The organism is Arenimonas aestuarii (genome assembly GCF_054781715.1).
The window spans coordinates 287,103-303,762 of the sequence record NZ_BAAGTW010000006.1 but is presented as its reverse complement, the minus strand read 5'-3'; the positions used below and the strand labels follow the sequence as shown (position 1 = coordinate 303,762).

15 protein-coding genes are annotated in these 16,660 nt (G+C 69.5%); 8 read left to right on the top strand and 7 right to left on the bottom strand.

Annotated features, from left to right (window positions below; all coding sequences use genetic code 11):
* The first annotated feature begins 53 nt into the window (after positions 1-53).
* From ACYVJH_RS10970 to ACYVJH_RS10960, 3 genes are read left to right on the top strand one after another with little or no spacing between them, the layout of a single operon-like run.
* Positions 54-1,274, top strand: coding sequence for an efflux RND transporter periplasmic adaptor subunit (locus ACYVJH_RS10970; protein ID WP_460454685.1), 1,221 nt, complete (start codon positions 54-56; stop codon positions 1,272-1,274).
* Between the two features lie 5 nt (positions 1,275-1,279).
* Positions 1,280-2,482, top strand: coding sequence for an ABC transporter permease (locus ACYVJH_RS10965; protein WP_460454684.1), 1,203 nt, complete (start codon positions 1,280-1,282; stop codon positions 2,480-2,482).
* The gene (locus ACYVJH_RS10960; RefSeq protein WP_460454683.1) at positions 2,475-3,200 is read left to right on the top strand and encodes an ABC transporter ATP-binding protein; all 726 of its coding nucleotides are present in this window, start codon (positions 2,475-2,477) and stop codon (positions 3,198-3,200) included. Before ACYVJH_RS10965 ends, ACYVJH_RS10960 begins: the two co-directional genes overlap by 8 nt.
* Positions 3,201-3,203: 3 nt before the next feature.
* On the opposite strand, the gene ACYVJH_RS10955 is transcribed toward ACYVJH_RS10960, so the two are convergent.
* The 3 genes from ACYVJH_RS10955 to ACYVJH_RS10945 form a co-directional block, all read right to left on the bottom strand.
* A complete protein-coding gene (locus ACYVJH_RS10955) occupies positions 3,204-4,322 on the bottom strand; it encodes an NADH:flavin oxidoreductase/NADH oxidase (protein ID WP_460454682.1) in 1,119 nt (372 codons plus the stop codon).
* Positions 4,319-5,311: an LLM class flavin-dependent oxidoreductase gene (locus ACYVJH_RS10950; protein WP_460454681.1), complete on the bottom strand. Its 993-nt coding sequence runs from the start codon at positions 5,309-5,311 to the stop codon at positions 4,319-4,321. Before ACYVJH_RS10950 ends, ACYVJH_RS10955 begins: the two co-directional genes overlap by 4 nt.
* Positions 5,312-5,378: 67 nt before the next feature.
* Positions 5,379-5,798 carry an Lrp/AsnC family transcriptional regulator gene (locus ACYVJH_RS10945; protein WP_460454680.1) on the bottom strand — a complete coding sequence of 140 codons (420 nt, stop codon included), beginning with the start codon at positions 5,796-5,798 and terminating at the stop codon, positions 5,379-5,381.
* A 131-nt stretch (positions 5,799-5,929) separates the two neighbouring features.
* On the opposite strand from ACYVJH_RS10945, the gene ACYVJH_RS10940 reads away from it, so the two are divergent.
* Positions 5,930-6,982: an ornithine cyclodeaminase gene (locus tag ACYVJH_RS10940; RefSeq protein ID WP_460454679.1), complete on the top strand. Its 1,053-nt coding sequence runs from the start codon at positions 5,930-5,932 to the stop codon at positions 6,980-6,982.
* Positions 6,983-7,051: 69 nt separating this feature from the next.
* On the opposite strand, the gene ACYVJH_RS10935 is transcribed toward ACYVJH_RS10940, so the two are convergent.
* The 4 genes from ACYVJH_RS10935 to ACYVJH_RS10920 form a co-directional block, all read right to left on the bottom strand.
* The gene (locus ACYVJH_RS10935; RefSeq protein WP_460454678.1) at positions 7,052-9,580 is read right to left on the bottom strand and encodes a TonB-dependent receptor domain-containing protein; all 2,529 of its coding nucleotides are present in this window, start codon (positions 9,578-9,580) and stop codon (positions 7,052-7,054) included.
* Between the two features lie 129 nt (positions 9,581-9,709).
* Complete coding sequence (locus ACYVJH_RS10930) at positions 9,710-10,726, bottom strand: 3-oxoacyl-ACP synthase III (RefSeq protein ID WP_374602854.1); 1,017 nt, start codon at positions 10,724-10,726, stop codon at positions 9,710-9,712.
* A 101-nt stretch (positions 10,727-10,827) separates the two neighbouring features.
* Positions 10,828-11,220, bottom strand: coding sequence for a DUF4156 domain-containing protein (locus tag ACYVJH_RS10925; RefSeq protein ID WP_460454677.1), 393 nt, complete (start codon positions 11,218-11,220; stop codon positions 10,828-10,830).
* Positions 11,221-11,315: 95 nt separating this feature from the next.
* Positions 11,316-14,174: a M16 family metallopeptidase gene (locus tag ACYVJH_RS10920; RefSeq protein WP_460454676.1), complete on the bottom strand. Its 2,859-nt coding sequence runs from the start codon at positions 14,172-14,174 to the stop codon at positions 11,316-11,318.
* Positions 14,175-14,280: 106 nt separating this feature from the next.
* On the opposite strand from ACYVJH_RS10920, the gene ACYVJH_RS10915 reads away from it, so the two are divergent.
* The 4 genes from ACYVJH_RS10915 to ACYVJH_RS10900 all read left to right on the top strand — a co-directional run bounded on the left by ACYVJH_RS10915 (position 14,281) and on the right by ACYVJH_RS10900 (position 16,611).
* A complete protein-coding gene (locus ACYVJH_RS10915; RefSeq protein WP_460454675.1) occupies positions 14,281-14,988 on the top strand; it encodes an SDR family oxidoreductase in 708 nt (235 codons plus the stop codon).
* A complete protein-coding gene (locus ACYVJH_RS10910) occupies positions 14,982-15,764 on the top strand; it encodes a hypothetical protein (RefSeq protein ID WP_460454674.1) in 783 nt (260 codons plus the stop codon). Before ACYVJH_RS10915 ends, ACYVJH_RS10910 begins: the two co-directional genes overlap by 7 nt.
* A 103-nt stretch (positions 15,765-15,867) precedes the next feature.
* Positions 15,868-16,095, top strand: a complete 228-nt coding sequence (locus ACYVJH_RS10905; RefSeq protein WP_460454673.1) for a hypothetical protein — start codon at positions 15,868-15,870, stop codon at positions 16,093-16,095.
* 42 nt (positions 16,096-16,137) lie between these two features.
* Positions 16,138-16,611 carry a tRNA (cytidine(34)-2'-O)-methyltransferase gene (locus tag ACYVJH_RS10900; RefSeq protein ID WP_460454672.1) on the top strand — a complete coding sequence of 158 codons (474 nt, stop codon included), beginning with the start codon at positions 16,138-16,140 and terminating at the stop codon, positions 16,609-16,611.
* The last annotated feature ends 49 nt before the right edge of the window (positions 16,612-16,660 follow it).

The window sequence follows — 16,660 nt, the reverse complement described above, 5'->3', positions numbered from 1 at the left end:
TCACGGCCGATTGCGTATCTTGGCCGCTGATCCCCGCGCCACGGAGCCCCCTCATGAGCCGTCGCCTCCGCCCCGCCGCCGCGCTGCTTGTCGTGCTCGTGGCCGCAGCCTGGGTGCTGGTGGGAAAACTGCGCGGGCCCGAACTCGAAGCCTACGAGGTGGCCGCGCGGCCGCTGGTGCAGACCGTGGTGGCCACCGGACGCGTGGTGGCCGCATCCCGGGCCCAGGTGGGCAGCCCCGTGACCGCCGTCGTGGTCGAGCGCCGGGTCGAGGAAGGCGACCGCGTGCAGGCGGGCGACGTGCTTGCGGTGCTGCGCGCCGACGACCTGGAGGCCGCAGCCGCCGAGGCCGAGGCCGCACTGGCGCAGCTGCGCGACGCCGGACGCCCGCAGGCCCAGGCGGCGCTGCGCGAGGCCGAGGCCCGGCTGCAGCAGGCCAGCCGCGAAGCCGCGCGCCGGCGCGACCTGTTCGAGCGCCAGCTCATCGCCCGCGAGGCCCTGGAACAGGCCCTGCAGGCCGAGATAGCGACCCGGAGCGGCGCCGAGCAGGCGCGGCTGCAGGCACGGGACCTGGCCGAAGGCGGCGCCGCCGAGGCCGCCGCCCTGGCGAGGCTGGCCACGGCGCGCGCCTTGCTGGCCAAGACCACCCTGCGTGCCGAGGTGGCCGGCACCGTGCTCACCCGCAACGCCGAACCCGGCGACCTGGTGCAGCCCGGCCGCGTGCTGTTCGAGATCGCCCGCGACGGCGACACCGAGATCCGGGTCCCGGTGGACGAGAAGAACCTGCAGGTCCTGGCCGTTGGCCAATCCGCGATGTGCGTGGCCGACGCCTTTCCCTCGCAGCCCTTCCCGGCGACCGTGCATTTCATCGCCCCCAGCGTCGATCCCTCGCGGGGATCGGTGGACGTGCGCCTGGCCGTTTCGCCGGCGCCGGAGTACCTGCGCCAGGACATGACCGTTTCGGTGAACATTGAAACCGGCCGGCGCGAACGCGCCCTGGTCGTGCCCAACGATGCCCTTCGCCGCATCGAAGGCGATCGCGCCGACGTCTGGCGCGTGCGCGACGGGCGGGCGCAGCGGCAGCAGGTAAGCCTGGGCCTGCGCGGACTGGCGCTGACCGAAATCACCGGCGGGCTGGAGGAAGGCGACTGGGTGCTGGCGGACCCCGACGTGGGCATCGGCGACGGCAGCCGGGTGCGCCCGCGGGCCGCCGGACTGCCCGGCGGCGGCAATGATCCCGCCACCCGCAAAGAACTCCCGGCCCGGCTCGACTGACGCCGATGTGGGCCGAATGGACCATCGCCACCCGCTTCCTGCGCGAGGGCAAGTCGCAAAGCACGCTCATCCTGGTTGGCATCGCCGTGGGCGTGGCGGTCATCGTGTTCCTGACGGCGCTGATCACCGGCCTGCAGGCCAACATCATCGACCGGACGCTCGGCACCCAGGCGCACATCCGCATCCAGGCCGACGAAGAACGCAACCTGGTGCTGCCGGCCCCTGAAGGCAGCGTGCAGCTCGTCCTGGAAACCCGGCGCGCGCAGCGCCTGCGTTCGATCAACAACTGGCAGCAGATCCTGGCGGTGCTCGACACCCTGCCGCGGGTGACCGCCGCGTCGCCGGTGATCTCCGGCCCGGCCTTCGCACGCCGCGGCGAAGCCATCGAATCGGTGGCCCTGGTCGGCATCGACGTGGCGCGCTACACGCGCATCATCCCGGTGCAGGACGACATCGTGGCCGGCCAGTTCCGGGTCGGCGCCGACGACACCGTGATCGGCAGGCAGCTGGCCAGCGACCTGGGCCTGCAGGTCGGCGACAAGCTGAGGCTCGACGCCGGCCAGGGCCGCGACACCGTGGTCAACGTGGCCGGCATCTTCGAGCTGGGCGTGCGCGAACTGGACTCGCGCTACGTCTACCTGGACATGAAGCAGGCGCAGTCGCTGCTGGACCTGCCCGGGGCCGCGACGGTGATCGACGTGACGGTCGACGATATTTTCGCTGCCCGCGACGTCGCCGCGCGCATCGCCCGCCTCACGGGCGTCAAGGCCGAAAGCTGGATGGAGACCAATGCCCAGCTGATGAACGCACTTCGCTCGCAAAGCCTGTCCACGCAGATGATCAGCGTGTTCGTGGCACTCAGCGTGGCCCTGGGCATTGCCAGCGTGCTGTCGGTAAGCGTGGTGCAGCGCACGCGCGAGATCGGCATCCTTCGCGCGATGGGCACCACCCGGGCGCAGATGCTGCGGGTGTTTCTTCTGCAGGGTGGGCTGTTCGGCCTGGCCGGCTCGGTGGTGGGCGCGCTGGCGGGTTATGGCCTGGTCGGCGCCTTCAACACCTTCGGCCCGAAACTCTTTTTCATTCCCGTGGATCCCTTGTTGCCGGTTTTTGCCGCGCTGCTCGCAACGGTGACGGGCATCGTCGCGGCGGCCGTGCCGGCACGGCGTGCTTCCCGCCTGGATCCGGTGGAGGCGATCCGCCATGTCTGAACATGACGCCGGCCAGGAAGTGCTGCGCTTGCAGCGCCTTCGCAAGAGCTACAACGTCGGCAAGCCCACCGAGGTGGAAGTGCTGCACGGCCTGGACCTGCGGCTGCAACGCAGCGATTTCGCCGCGCTGGTGGGCGCCTCGGGTTCAGGCAAGAGCACGCTGCTGAACCTGGTGGGCTTGCTGGATCGCCCGACCGGTGGCGAACTGTTCCTTCTGGGCAATCCGACCACGGACATGGACGACGACGGTCGCACCGCCCTGCGCCGCAATTCGATCGGATTCGTCTTCCAGTTCCATCACCTCATCCAGGCCTTCACGGCGCTGGAGAACGTGCTGATGCCGCTGATCGTCGCCACCGGCAAGCCCACGGCCGACCAGCTTGAACGCGGCCGCGGCCTGCTCGCCCAGGTGGGCCTGGCCGGCCTGGAGGATCGTCGGCCCGACCAGCTCTCCGGTGGCCAGCAGCAGCGCGTGGCCGTGGCCCGCGCGCTGGTCACGCAACCGGCCCTGCTGCTGGCCGACGAACCCACGGGCAACCTCGACAGCAAGTCGGCCACCGAGGTGTTCGAGCTGTTCCGCAAGTTCAATCGCGAGTTCGGCTGCGCGGTTCTGCTGGTGACCCACGATCCCCGCCTGTCGGAGCAGTGCGACCGGACGGTGTCGCTGCTCGACGGCCGCATCGAAAGCGACGTCGTGCACGACAGCTCCGGCGATTGAAACCTAGGCGGTGCCGCCGCCCTGCACCAGCAAATCCTTGTACTGCCTGGGCTGCGAACGCAGGTACTGCGGCGGTGCGATGACGGTGGCGCCCAGGTGGGCGGCGGCATGCCAGGGCCAGCGCGGGTCGTAGAGCACGCCGCGGGCGATGGCGACCAGGTCGGCGTCGCCGGTGCCTACGATGGCTTCGGCATGGTCGAAATCGGTGATCAGCCCCACCGCCACCACCGGGATGCCAACGGCCTGTTTCACCGCGCGCGCCAGCGGCACCTGGTAGCCGGGGCCCACGGGAATCTGCTGCGATGGATGCAGGCCGCCGCCGGACACGTGGATCACGCTGCAGCCGCGTTCTTCCAGCGCCCTGGCAAACGCCACGGTGTCGTCGCTGTCCCAGCCGCCCGGCACCCAGTCCGTGCCGGACACACGCACGCTCACCGGACGTTCGGACGGGAAGGCCGCGCGCACGGCTTCGAACACTTCCAGCGGAAAGCGCATGCGGTTTTCCAGCGTGCCGCCGTACTGGTCGTCGCGCTGGTTCGAAAGCGGCGACAGGAACTGGTGCAGCAGGTAACCGTGGGCGGCGTGGATCTGGATGGCGTCGATGCCCAGCCGCGCCGAACGCCGGGCGGCGGCGGCAAAGGCCTCGCGCACGTCGCGCATGTCCTGGTCGCTCATCGCGCTGGGCGCGTTGTCGCCGTCCCGGAACGCCAGCGCCGACGGCGCGACCGTCTGCCAGCCCTTGGCATGGCCCGGCGGGATCTGACCGCCGCCGTGCCAGGGCAGGTCGGTGGAGGCCTTGCGCCCGGCATGCGCGAGCTGGATGGCGATGGGCATCGACGACCAGCGGCGCACGCCCTGCAACACCTGCGCCATCGCCGCCTCGGTGGCGTCGTCCCAGAGCCCGACATCCGCGTAGGAGATGCGGCCCTCCGGGAGCACGGCCGTGGCTTCGATGGTCAGCAGGCCTGCGCCCGAGAGCGCCAGCTGGCCCAGGTGGATCAGGTGCCAGTCGGTCATGCATCCGTCCACCGCCGAGTACTGGCACATCGGCGCGATGACGATGCGGTTGGCCAGGCTCAGCGAACCCAGGGACAGGGGTTCGAACAACTTCGGGGAGCTCATGAGGTCCAGGCCTCCATGGTCAGTTCGAAGGAGCGTACGCGCGCGGCGTGGTCAAAGATGTTGGCGGTGAGTATGAGTTCGTCCGGACGGTGCCGTTCGACGAAGTCCTGCATCGTCGCGCGCACGGTGGCCGGCGAGCCGACGGCCCGGCAGGCCAGGGTGGCGTCGATCATGTGCTTCTCGGCCGGACTGCAGTAGTCGTCGATGGCCGCGGCACTTTCCAGCGGCGGCGGCACCAGGCCGGGGCGGCCGCGGCGCAGGTTCACGAAGGCCTGCTGCTGGGTCGTGAAGAGGCGCCCCGCTTCTTCGTCGGTGTCGGCGGCGACCACGTTCAGCGCCAGCATCACGTGCGGCTTTTGCAGCCGCGCCGACGGCCTGAACTCGCGGTGGTAAACCGCCAGCGCCTGGTCCAGCGCATCGGGCGCGAAGTGCGAGGCGAAGGCATAGGGCAAACCCAGCGCGGCCGCCAGGCGCGCTCCGAAAAGGCTGGAGCCCAGGATCCAGGCTTCGATATCGACGCCGGGCCCGGGCACCGACTGCACCGCCTGGCCCGGCTGGACCGGCTCGAAGTAGCGCAGCAGCTCGACGACGTCGCGCGGAAACTCCTCGGCATTGTCGTAGTAGCGTCGCAGCGCCTTGGCCGCCGCCTGGTCGGTGCCCGGCGCGCGCCCCAGCCCCAGGTCGATGCGGCCCGGGAACAGGGTGCCCAGCGTGCCGAAGGCCTCCGCCGCCTGCAGCGGCGAATGATTCGGCAGCATGATGCCGCCGGCACCGACGCGGATGCTTGCCGTCCCGGCCGCCACGTGGCCGATCAGCACCGCCGTCGCCGCGCTGGCGATGCCCGGCATGTTGTGGTGTTCGGCCAGCCAGTAACGCCGGTAGCCGGTCCGTTCGCCGGCCCGCGCGAGATTCAGCGCATGGGCGAAAGTCTGCGCAGGCGTGCTGCCCACGGTGACGGGAGCGAGGTCGAGGATCGACAGCGGGATCATGGCGGCGCCTGCGTGACTGGCTCAATTGAATGGGGGCACCGGCGCACCCATGCAAGCCCGGGCCGGCTCAGCCCCGCAGGGTCTGCAGATGCACGCTGGTCTCGCTGGCGCTGATGCCTTCGATGCCGCGGATGCGTTCGAGCACGGTCGAAAGCTCCGCCAGGCTGCCCACGCGAAGTTCGGCCAGCAGGTCCCAGCGGCCGTTGGTGTCGTGCAGGGTGGCGACGCCGGGTTCGCCGAGCAGGGCGCGGATGACGCGATGCTGGTTGCCTTCGACGGCCAGCGAGGTCCAGGCGCAGATTTCATCGGGCGCGGCATCGGGGCGCAGCCGCAGGGTATAGCCGGTGATCACGCCATCGCGCTCGAGCCGAGCCATGCGGTTGGTGACCGTGCCGCGGGCCACGCCCAGCGCCTTGGCCAGGTCGGCGACGGGCGCGCGGGCATTGCGGCGCAGGAGGGCGATGAGGCGATGGTCGAGATCGTCCATGTTGTCTTTCCGGCAGTTCGTGCTGCCGTTTTAGCAGCTTTCTGGCTAAAACGTGGCAAAACTGCCGTTTCGCGCTGCCGTCGCGGTCCGGACAATGGACTCATCCCTTCAAGCAACGCCGGAGCGCAGCCATGGCCATGACCCAGATCACCACCCAGGACCTGACCCACATCGTCGCCACCCACGGCCTGCCGACCCTGCTCGGCCGCCTGGTGGACTACCTGGAAGCCGACTTCCGCCGCTGGCCCGAGTTCGACAAGAGCCCGCGTTCGGCCGCCCACTCGGAAGGCGGCGTGATCGAGCTGATGCCGGTGGCCGACGACAAGGAGTACAGCTTCAAGTACGTCAACGGCCACCCCGGCAATACCAAGCTGGGCCTTTCCACCGTGGTCGCCTTCGGCGTGCTGGCCGACGTGGACACGGGCATGCCGACGCTGATCAGCGAACTGACCCTGACCACCGCGCTGCGCACCGCCGCCACCTCGGTGATGGCTGCGAAGCTGCTGGCGCGCAAGGATTCGAAGACGATGGCGCTTATCGGCAACGGCGCCCAGAGCGAATTCCAGGCCCTGGCCTTCCACCACCTGCTGGGTATCCAGGAAGTGCGCGTTTACGACGTCGACCCGGCGGCGACCGACAAGCTGGTGCGCAACCTGGCCGCGGCCGCGCCGGACCTGCGCGTCGTACCCTGCACCGGCGTGGCCCAGGCCGTTCGTGGCGCCGACATCGTCACCACCGTCACCGCCGACAAGGCCAATGCCGACATCCTGACGCCGGAGATGATCGAACCGGGCATGCATATCAACGGCGTCGGCGGCGACTGCCCCGGCAAGACCGAACTGGCCACCGGCGTGGTGGCCAAGGCCTCGGTGTTCGTCGAGTTCGAGCCGCAGTCGCGCATCGAAGGCGAAGTCCAGCAGATGCCCGCCGATTTCCCGGTCACCGAGCTGTGGCGGGTGCTGGCCATGCAGGCCTCAGGCCGTCGCAATGCCGCCGAAGTAACGCTGTTCGATTCGGTGGGCTTCGCGCTCGAGGATTATTCGGCGCTGCGCCTGGTGCGCGACTGCGCGAAGGAGCTGGGCCTGGGCCACGAGGCCGGCCTTATTCCCGCCCTGCGCGATCCGAAGGACCTGTTCGGCGAACTGGCCGCCGCCCCAAGGGCCGCGCGCAAGCAGGCCGCCTGACGCCGGATACAGGCAGGCCCGCCGCTGGGCGGGCCTGCCTGCACTCGCCTGGAAGCCGCTGCCGCGCCCTCAGAACGTCTGCGTGTAGCGCAGGTAGGGCGTGCGTCCGTACGACGTGTAGAGGTTGAAGTTGAATGGCCGCCCGTCGAAGGCCCGCAGCGCCGGGTAGCGGTCGCCGACGTTGTTCACGCCCGCCGACAGGGTGGCCCGCCACGGCGTCTGCCAGGCCAGGCTCAGGTCGTGCGTGACGTAGCTGCCAATCCTATTGTTGGCGCTGCCGCTGGACTGGCCCTGGATGCCATGGGCCCGCCAGCCGATGCTCAGGTCGCCCAGCGACCAGGTCGTGGCCAGCCGCGCGCGCGTTTCGGGGTAACCGAAGCGGCCCTCGAACGAAGAGCCGACACCGCCGGCGCTCAGGATCTCGTAGCGCAGCAGGCGTGACACCGCCAGTTCGCTGCCCAGCTCGCCGTAGCGGCCCAGGCTGAAGTCCGCCGCGACCACCAGGTCCAGCGCGTCCACCTCCACCGCGCCGCCGTTGCCGAAGCCGACCACGACTTCGCGCACGCTTCCGTCGGCCGCGCGGAAAACGCCCAGGCCATCGGGCAGCGGGCCGAAGATCGACGGGTCGAGTTCGGAATTGACCAGGTCCTGCGCCCGGTAACGGACGATCGTGTCCTCCACCCGCGTTCGCGTGTAGTCGAGCGAAAGACGCAGGGCATCCAGCGGCTGGTACACCACGCCGGCGCCCAGGTGTTCGGACTGCTCCGAGGCCAGCAGGGGATTGCCGATCGCCACCACCGGTACCTGCACCTGGCAGAAGGGAGGCTGCCCGAGCACGCTGCAGGTCCGGGGATCATTGATGAACTCGTTGGAGGGGCTGGGCAGCTGGGTCGTGATGTCCAGGCCCGGCGTGCGGAAGCCCTGCTCCCACTGCGCTCGCAGCGTCAACACGTCCAGCGGCTGCCAGCGCAGCTTGGCCTGGGGTGAGAACTGCCCGTCCAGGCGGTCGAAGTCGTCGTAGCGGGCGGCCAGCGTCAGGTCCAGCCGGGGCGTGAACGGCAGGCGCCATTCGGCGAATACGGCGGTGTAGTCGCGGTCGCCGCCCGCGGAATTGCCGGCGGTGCCCAGGACACGCCCGGCCTCGGACAGGCTGTCGTATTGGTCGCGATAGCGGGTCGTGACCCGCTCCGCGCCGAACACGGCATGCGAGGTGCCGCCGGCCATCCCGAACAGCGATGCGTTCACCGTGGCGTAGACCGTGTCCTCCCGCATGCTGGCCTCGCGACTGATCGTGGCCTGCAGCGAAGACAGGACCTCCGGCGAGGCGCCGAAGGGGTCGGACAGGTCGTAACGGCCATCGTTCGCCAGCTGGTTGGCCAGGTCGGAGACGATATAGCCACGCCCAAGTTCGACGTATTTGTAATCGCTGCGACGCAGGCCGAAATCCATGTCCAGGGTGTCGGTCAGCTGGCCCTGGAAACCCACCAGGTAGTCAGCCCGGGTGGTGTCGGTGAAGTTGTCGCGATTCCCGGCCGCGGCGAAGCGATGGTAGTAGTAGGTCGGCAGGCCATCGGTGGTACCGGGTGCGCAGCCGGCCGCGCCGCAGGCGACGCCACCGTTGATGTCGTTCGGCGTGCCGTCGTCGACCACCACCTGGCCCGGGGTGGGCGCGTAGCGACCAAACGACTCGACGCGCGCCACGCTGGCGCTGGCGTGGACCTGCCAGCGATCGTTGATCTGGTGCTCGCCGCGAAGGAACACCGAGGTGTTGGCGACCTTGGCTTCGTTGGCGGCGACGTCGTTGAAGTCGAACGAACACACCCCCGTGGGAAGCAGGTAGAAGGCGCCCTGGTCGCAGGAGAAGCCCGGCACGACCTCCAGCGCCCCGGTGCTCCAGTTGTAGTAGTTGTTGCCGAACAGGCCGACACCGCGGGCTTCGCCGCCAATCTGGTCGCGGGTGAAGAGCATGCCCCGGCGCGCCTTCGAGGCGCCGCCGATCAGGCGCGTGCGTTCGGAGCCGACGCCGAACACCATGGACATGTCGTCCAGGTCGCCGCCCCTGACTTCGCTGGCGGCATGGCCCACGCGGAGCTGGACACCGTCGAAGTGGCGCCGGGTCACCAGGTTCACGACGCCGCCCACGGCATCCTGGCCATGGATCGCGGACGCCCCGCCGGCATACACCTCGATGCGCTCGACCAGGGCCAGCGGAATGGCATTGAGGTCCGCGCCGAAGGACGCCGACACCGGGCTGGCTGCGATGCGTCGGCCGTCCACCAGGACCAACGTTCGCCCGGCGCCAAGCCCGCGCAGGTCAATATTTGCCAGGGCCTGCGCACTCGAGCCCGACTGCGGCCGGAAGTTGCCGAAGGACGCCTGCGGCAGGTCGCGCAGGATGTCGGCAAGCAGGACATGGCCGGAGGCATCGATCTGCGCGCGGTCGATCACCACCAGGGGCAGCGCATCGGGCGCCTGCGCCAGGCGCGACGCCGTGGCGGCCGCCGGCTCCTCCGCCAATGGCTGCGCGTGGGCGGCGCCGGCGGTCAAGGCACAGGCCAGCGCGAGCCGGATGGACACGGACAGCGGACGGTTTCGCATGGGGGGCGGGATTCTGGTGGGGGCGGAATCCAACATAGCCGCCAGCCAGCCCGGGTGGAAGGTTTCCCGGCCAGATAAGAAAAAGGCCCACATGAAGTGGGCCCTTTTCGCTGACTTGCTAAGGACGGCTTACCACTCGACCTCGGCCATCGAGCAGTTCAGGCCCGAGCCGATGCCCAGCAGGGCGACGCGGTCGCCCTTCTTGAGGCGGCCCATTTCCTTGAGCTTGCTCAGCACGATCGGCACCGAGGCCGGGCCGATGTTGCCGTGCTCGGCGAAGATGGTCAGCACCTTCTTCGGGTCGATGCCGAAGGCCTTGATGAAGGCCTGGGTGTGAACCTGCGAGACCTGGTGGATGACGAACTCGTCGAGTTCCTCGACCACCCAGCCCAGCGCCTGGCGAGCGGCGCCGAAGGTGGCGGTCGCCAGCTTCAGGCCTTCGATGAGCAGCATGCGGGTGTCGGTGACCATGCGGTCGAGGTTGCCGCGGCACAGGGTGTTCCACTGCGTGGCGGCCTTGGTGACGCCGCCCTTGTACTTCGGGGCGTCCGGGGTGAGCTCGCTGCGCGAGAGCACCATCGCGGCCGCGCCGCAGCCCAGGGTCAGGGTGGCCAGCTCGTTGCGGAACTGTTCCTCGGTGACGTCCGGGCCGCTGAGGCGTTCGAGCGTCTTCTTGTAGGCCAGGTTGGCGGTTTCGCCGTCCACGACCAGCGCGTATTCGATCTCGCCGCGCTCGATCATGCGGCTGGCGATGTCCATGCCGTTGATGAAGGCCAGGCAGGCGTTGGCGACGTCGAAGTTCTGGCAGTTCTCGCCCAGGCCCAGGTTGCCCGAGACGATCGAGGCCGTGGACGGCTCCAGGTAGTCGCGGCTGACCGAGGTATTGACCAGCAGGCCCACCCGGGCGCGGTCGATGCCGGCATCGGCCAGCGCCTTTTCGGCGGCCAGGGTTGCAGCGTCGGAGGCCTGGACCTCGTCGTCCCAGAGACGACGGGCAAAGATGCCGGCGATGTCCTGCAAGACGTCGGTCTTGATGCCCAACCGGTCCATGGTGGGCTGGAGCTGGGCATTGATGTCGGCCGAGCTCAGGCGATGCGGGGCATCGATGTGCGCCAGGCCGGCGATGGAGACGTTCTTGAACAGCATAAGCGGGCATGCCCAGCGTTAGGGAAACCCGTCAAAGTTACCCGTTTCGCCGCGAGCGCTCAACTTAAACCCCGGCAGGGCGTGAAGGCGCGACGCCCGTCTCAGTCTTCGATGGGATAGGTCTCGGCCGGCCCGTCCGTCGCCGCGGCGCCCGCTGCCGCGCTGTTGGCCGGCGCCGCGCCGATGCAGCGGTAGGCCAGGAAACGCTGCTCGCCGTCATCCGGCTCGCCCTTGGGCTGCACGGTGTCGGCCGACAGGCCCGGGGCCTCGTTGCGGGCCAGGGTCTCGAGTTCATCGCGGACCCTGATGTTGTTGCGCTCATAGGGGCCGAGCCGGTCACGCACGGACACCGAGACTTCGCCTCGCTTCTCGCACGACGACAGATCCTGGCCGGCGGCAGCCACCTTTACCGCGGCACCACCCGGCGCCATCTTCACCCAGGTGCAGCCGCCCAGCGCGGCGACGAGGACGGCATAGATCACTAGATGGCGCATGCGGCGGTACTCCCTTGGCGAAACACGGAATGTCACAAATGACACGGGCGGGATTGTCGCCCCGCCCGTGCTGAACCGGCAATGTATCGCGCCGCTTATTCGCCGACGGGCTTGCCGTCGGCGTCGATCACCTGCAGCTCGCCCAGGTCGAGGCCGCGGATGCCTTCCTCGATCTTGGACAGGTCGCCCACGACCACCCAGGTCAGCGAGCCGGGCTCGATGGTGCCGGCGGCGGCATTGACGACCTCGGGGGTCAGCGCTTCGATCTTGCCCTGGCGCTGCACGACGTAGTCATCCGGGCGTTCGTAGCGAACGATGCCGCTGATGGCGCCGAGCACGGCGCTGCCGGTTTCATACGAACCCGGCAGGCTGCGGATCTCGCTGGCCTGGATCTTGGCCACTTCCTCCGGGCTCGCCGGCGCCTTGCCGGTGGCGTATTCACTGATCTCGCGCTGCAGTTCGGCCATCGACTCGGCGGTCTTGTCGATCTGCACCGCCGCGAAGGCCAGCCACGGGCGCTGGCCCTTGGCGGCCTGCACGAAGCTGTAGCTGCCGTAGGCCCAGTGCTTGTCCTCGCGCAGGTTCATGTTCAGGCGCGAGCTGAACTCGCCGCCGAGCACCGCGTTGGCGATCTCGAACTCGGTCGCCTTCGGATCCATCGTCGACGGTGCCAGCTGGCCCACGAAGATGTTGGCCTGGATGGCACCCGGCTGGTCGACCAGGAACACGCGCGGCTTCGCCGGCAGGTCGACGCGGGTGATTTCCGGCAGCTCCGGGGCGGTGCCCTGGCCGCGCCAGCTGCCCAGGTGCTTCTCCAGCACCGGCACGATTTCGGCCAGCGTGGTGTCGCCGACCACGATCAGCGTGGCGCCCTCGGGGCGCACGAAGTCGCGGTGGTAAGCCAGCAGGTCGTCGCGGGTCAGCGCAGCGATGGAGGCCTCTTCGCCGGTGCCCGAGAACGGGATGGCGTAGGGATGGCCTTCCCCGTAAAGCAGCGGCGGCAGCAGGCGCAGGGCGGACGAGTTCGGCCGGGCCTTTTCCTGCTTGATGGTGGAAATCCAGCCCTGGCGTACGCGCTCGATCTCGTTCTGGTCGAAGCGCGGCGTGCGCAGCATGGTGGCGAACAGCTTCACCGACGCGTCCAGGTTTTCCTTCAGCGCCGACAGGTAGGCGCTGCCGCCGTCGAGCGCAGCGCTGGCGCCGAGGTTGGCGCCCAGGCGTTCGGCTTCGTTGCCGAAGCCCAGGGCGTCGTACTTGCCGGCGCCTTCGTCGAGCATGCCCATCGTGAAACTGGCGGTGCCGAGCGTGCGGCCGGTGTCGGCGACGTAACCACCGGGCAGCTGCAGGCTCATCTGCACGATCGGCAGGCCCGGGCGTTCGGCCAGCACCACGGTGACGCCGTTGGACAGCGTCGTGCGCTGCAGCTCGGGGAACACCAGGTCCGGGAACTCAGTGGTGACCGGCGGGCCCTGGCTGCGGTCGACCTTGGTGTCGACGGTGCTGTACTTCGGGTCGGCCGGCGGCACTTCGGCCATGTCCGGGTGCGAGGCGCTTTCTTCCTCGACCGTGGCCACGCGTTCACCCGGCGTCACCACCATGGTGTGGTCGCCCCGGGACAGCCAGCGCTGGCCGGCGGCCTGCACGTCGGCGGCGGTGGCGGTTTCGATGGTGGCCATGCCTTCGCGGAAGCAGCCCGGGTCCTTCATGTAGACGGTGCATTCGGCCAGGGCGTCGGCCTTGCCGCCGAAACCACCGATGCGCTCGATGCCGCGGATGAAGCCGGCCTTGAAGATGGTGCGGGCCTGTTCAAGCTCGCCGGCGGTCGGGCCTTCGGCGAGCAGGCGCGCCAGCTCCTCTTCGATGGCCTTCTCGACCACGGCCGGGTCAACGCCCTGCTTCACGTCGGCCTGGATGTAGAACATGCCGCCCAGCTGCGAACCCCAGGCGGAGGTCGACACCCGGTCGGCGATCTTGTCGCCGTGCACCAGGCGCTTGTCCAGGCGCGAGGCGCGCGAACCGCCCAACACCTGCGAAAGCAGCTGCAGGCGTTCGACGTCGGCGTTGCCGAATTCGGCGATGTTCCAGGTGCGGTAGACGCGAGCCTGCGGCACGCGGTCGGTGAACTCGTCGCGGGTCGAGGTGGTGCGCGGCGCCGGGTCCACCGCCGGCTGGGCCAGGGTCGGGCCGGCCGGGATGCCACCGAAGTACTTGGTGGCCTTTTCCTTCGCGGTTTCCAGGTCAATGTCGCCGGCCAGCACCAGCACGGCGTTGTTCGGGCCGTACCAGGACTTGAAGAAACGCTGCACGTCCTCGAGCGAGGCGGCATTGAGGTCGCTCATCGAGCCGATGACCGGCCAGCGGTAGGGATGACCCTCGGGGTAGCTGGCCTTGAGCAGGCGCTCGAAGACCTGGCCATAGGGCTGGTTCTCGCCCTGGCGCTTTTCGTTCTGGACCACGCCGCGCTGTTCGTCCAGCACGTCCTGGCTGACGGCGCCGAGGAAGTGACCCATGCGGTCCGATTCCATCCACAGCGCCATGTCCAGGGCCGTGGTCGGCACGTTCTGGAAATAGTTGGTGCGGTCGGAATTGGTGGTGCCGTTCTGGTTGGTCGCGCCGACCAGCTCGAAGGGCGTGAAGAACTCACCTTCGTGGTTTTCGCTGGACTGGAACATCAGGTGCTCGAACAGGTGCGCGAAGCCGGTGCGGCCCGGCAGTTCGTTCTTGGAACCGACGTGGTACCAGATGTTCACCGCCACCACCGGCGCCTTGCGGTCGGTGTGCACCACCACGCGCAGGCCGTTGGGCAGGGTGAACTGCTCGAAGGGGATGTCGGCCTTCAGCGCGGAGTCGGCGACGGCAGCCTGTTCGCTGGCGTGCAGCGGCGAGACGGCGGCCACGGCGAAGCCGAGGGCGAGCACGAGCGCACGCAGGCGCGGTTGGCGGTTCTGGGTCATGCGTGGGTTCCTGTGGATTCGAATCGGGACGTCGCGGGGGCCCTGAATCCTAGCCTGCCTTGACGGGCCATACACTAGGCCGTAGGCCATAGTCGGAGGCATGGACGTGAAAGAGACGCGAACCATCGTCATCACCGGGGCCAACCGCGGGCTGGGCCTGGAGTTCACGCGCCAGCTGCTGGCGCGCGGCGACCGCGTGGTTGCCGGCTGCCGCCAGCCCGGCCACGCCGACGCGCTGACCGAACTCGCCGCCGCCCACCCCGGCCATGTGCACGTGGTGCCGCTGGACGTGGCCGACGAGCGCTCGCGCACGGCGTTCGTCGCCGAGGTCGCGGCCGGCCATCAGGCCGTGGACCTGCTGGTGAACAATGCCGGCGTACTGCCCGCGGGCGAGCGCTTCGGCCATCTCGAGGCCGCCGTGCTGGAACACACCCTGCGCGTGAACACGGTCGCGCCGCTGATGCTCGCCCAGGCGCTGGCGCCGCTGCTTGCCCGGGGCAGCCGCCCGCGTGTGTTGAACGTCTCGTCGCGGCTCGGCGCCATCACGCTGGCCAATTCCTTCGGAACACCCAGCTACGCCATCAGCAAGGCCGCGCTGAACATGGCCACGGTGCAAATGGCACATGCGCTCAAGCCCCTGGGCATCGGCGTGCTGGCAGCCAGCCCCGGCTGGGTGCGCACGGACATGGGCGGCGACAAGGCCCCGGTGACCGCCCGCGAGTCGGTGCACGACCTGCTGGACATGCTCGACCGCCGCCAGGACCTGGGCGCCGGCGAATTCGTCGATCGCAGCGGCGCGCCGCTGCCATGGTGAGCGCCCGCTGCCTGCTGCTTGCCGGCCTGGCGCTGGCCTCATCGCCGGCGCTGGCTGCGCTGGATTTCCAGCAGGCGTCGGCGCGTGACCCCGACAGCGGCGACCTGCTCTACACCGAACACCACCTGCTCAGGCACCAGGACCAGCAGCTGCGGCAGCGGCTGGTGGTCTACCGCTGCGCCGACGGCACCGCCTTCGCGCGCAAGCGCGTCGATTACGCCGCGTCGGCGCTGGCGCCCGCCTTCCATTTCGAGGACGTGCGGCTGGGTTATCGCGAAGGACTGCGCCGTGGCGGCGACGAACCCGAACTGTGGGTCCAGGCCTCGACCGGCGACGACGAGCGTTCGGCGACCCTGGACGCCGGTGCCGGCCTGGTGGCCGACGCGGGTTTCGACGAGTTCATCCGCCGGCAGTGGCAGCCGCTGCTGGCCGGAAAGACGGTGCCGCTGGAATTCGCCGTGCCCTCGCGCCTCGACAGCTACGGCTTCACCGTGCGCCGCCGCGGCAGCAGCGAGGTCGCGGGCGAGGGCGCCGAGATTTTCCGGCTGCGGCTGGGTGGCCTGTTCGGGCTGCTGGCACCGCACATCGACGTGGCCTATGGCCGCGATAGCCGGCGGCTGCTGTGGTTCAAGGGGCTGAGCAACCTGCGCGACGACCGGGGCGAGGAGCAACTGCAGACGCGCATCGATTTCCCGCGCCCGGCGCAGCCGGCCGACGAGGCCCGCTGGCAGGCCATGGTGTCCGAGCCCCTGTCCGCCTGCCGTGTCCGCGGCTGAGCGCGGACACGACGCCGTCACCGCAAGTCATTGATCCGAAAGTAAACGCGGGCTTGGCACGGTTCCTGCTGTTTTCTTGGCGAGACCGCTCCGGGGACATCCCATGACCTACGACAGACACCTCCGCCGCAGCCTGTTCGCCCTGCCCCTGCTGGCCGTCGGCCTGCTGGCCATGCACCTGCCGCCACCCAGCCTCGGCGAGGTGGTCGAAGACGTCGTCGCCGCCGGCCTGGGCTGCGACCCGTCCCGGCAGCAGGCCGGCCCGCTGGGCCTGGCGCGCATGCCCGGCGACCTGGGCGTGCTTACCCGCCGGCTCAACTGCGCGTCCTGATCGCGCCGCGCGGCCCGGCCCCGCCGCGGCGATAATGCCGCGATGCTGCACGTCATCCTCTACCAGCCCGAGATCCCGCCCAACACCGGCAATGTGATCCGGCTCTGCGCCAATACCGGCGCCCACCTGCACCTGGTCGAACCGCTGGGCTTCGCGCTCGACGATGCCCGGCTGCGCCGCGCCGGGCTCGATTACCACGAGTGGGCGCGCGTGCAGAAACACGCCTCGCTCGATGACTGCCTGCAGGCGCTTGGACCGGCGCGGCTGTTCGCCTTCAGCGCGCGCGCGACGCAAGCCTTCGACCGGGTCGAATACCGCGCCGGCGATGCGCTGCTGTTCGGCCCGGAGACACGCGGACTGCCCGCGCATGTCCTTGCCGGCGTTCCCGAAGGCCAGCGGCTGACGCTGCCCATGCGCGCCGGCCAGCGCAGCCTGAACCTCTCCAACGCCGTCGCGGTGGCGGTGTTCGAAGCCTGGCGCCAGCTTGCTTATGTCGGCGCCGGTAACCATGACTGACGACAGGGGTCGGCCTGAAAACGCGCTTCGTTAATCTTCCGTTGTGGTG

Coding starts and splice junctions, on each gene's coding strand:
- ACYVJH_RS10970 (WP_460454685.1), top strand. CDS start 54: ATGAGCCGTCGCCTCCGCCCCGCCGCCGCGCTGCTTGTCGTGCTCGTG.
- ACYVJH_RS10965 (WP_460454684.1), top strand. CDS start 1,280: ATGTGGGCCGAATGGACCATCGCCACCCGCTTCCTGCGCGAGGGCAAG.
- ACYVJH_RS10960 (WP_460454683.1), top strand. CDS start 2,475: ATGTCTGAACATGACGCCGGCCAGGAAGTGCTGCGCTTGCAGCGCCTT.
- ACYVJH_RS10955 (WP_460454682.1), bottom strand. CDS start 4,322: ATGAGCTCCCCGAAGTTGTTCGAACCCCTGTCCCTGGGTTCGCTGAGC.
- ACYVJH_RS10950 (WP_460454681.1), bottom strand. CDS start 5,311: ATGATCCCGCTGTCGATCCTCGACCTCGCTCCCGTCACCGTGGGCAGC.
- ACYVJH_RS10945 (WP_460454680.1), bottom strand. CDS start 5,798: ATGGACGATCTCGACCATCGCCTCATCGCCCTCCTGCGCCGCAATGCC.
- ACYVJH_RS10940 (WP_460454679.1), top strand. CDS start 5,930: ATGGCCATGACCCAGATCACCACCCAGGACCTGACCCACATCGTCGCC.
- ACYVJH_RS10935 (WP_460454678.1), bottom strand. CDS start 9,580: ATGCGAAACCGTCCGCTGTCCGTGTCCATCCGGCTCGCGCTGGCCTGT.
- ACYVJH_RS10930 (WP_374602854.1), bottom strand. CDS start 10,726: ATGCTGTTCAAGAACGTCTCCATCGCCGGCCTGGCGCACATCGATGCC.
- ACYVJH_RS10925 (WP_460454677.1), bottom strand. CDS start 11,220: ATGCGCCATCTAGTGATCTATGCCGTCCTCGTCGCCGCGCTGGGCGGC.
- ACYVJH_RS10920 (WP_460454676.1), bottom strand. CDS start 14,174: ATGACCCAGAACCGCCAACCGCGCCTGCGTGCGCTCGTGCTCGCCCTC.
- ACYVJH_RS10910 (WP_460454674.1), top strand. CDS start 14,982: ATGGTGAGCGCCCGCTGCCTGCTGCTTGCCGGCCTGGCGCTGGCCTCA.
- ACYVJH_RS10905 (WP_460454673.1), top strand. CDS start 15,868: ATGACCTACGACAGACACCTCCGCCGCAGCCTGTTCGCCCTGCCCCTG.
- ACYVJH_RS10900 (WP_460454672.1), top strand. CDS start 16,138: ATGCTGCACGTCATCCTCTACCAGCCCGAGATCCCGCCCAACACCGGC.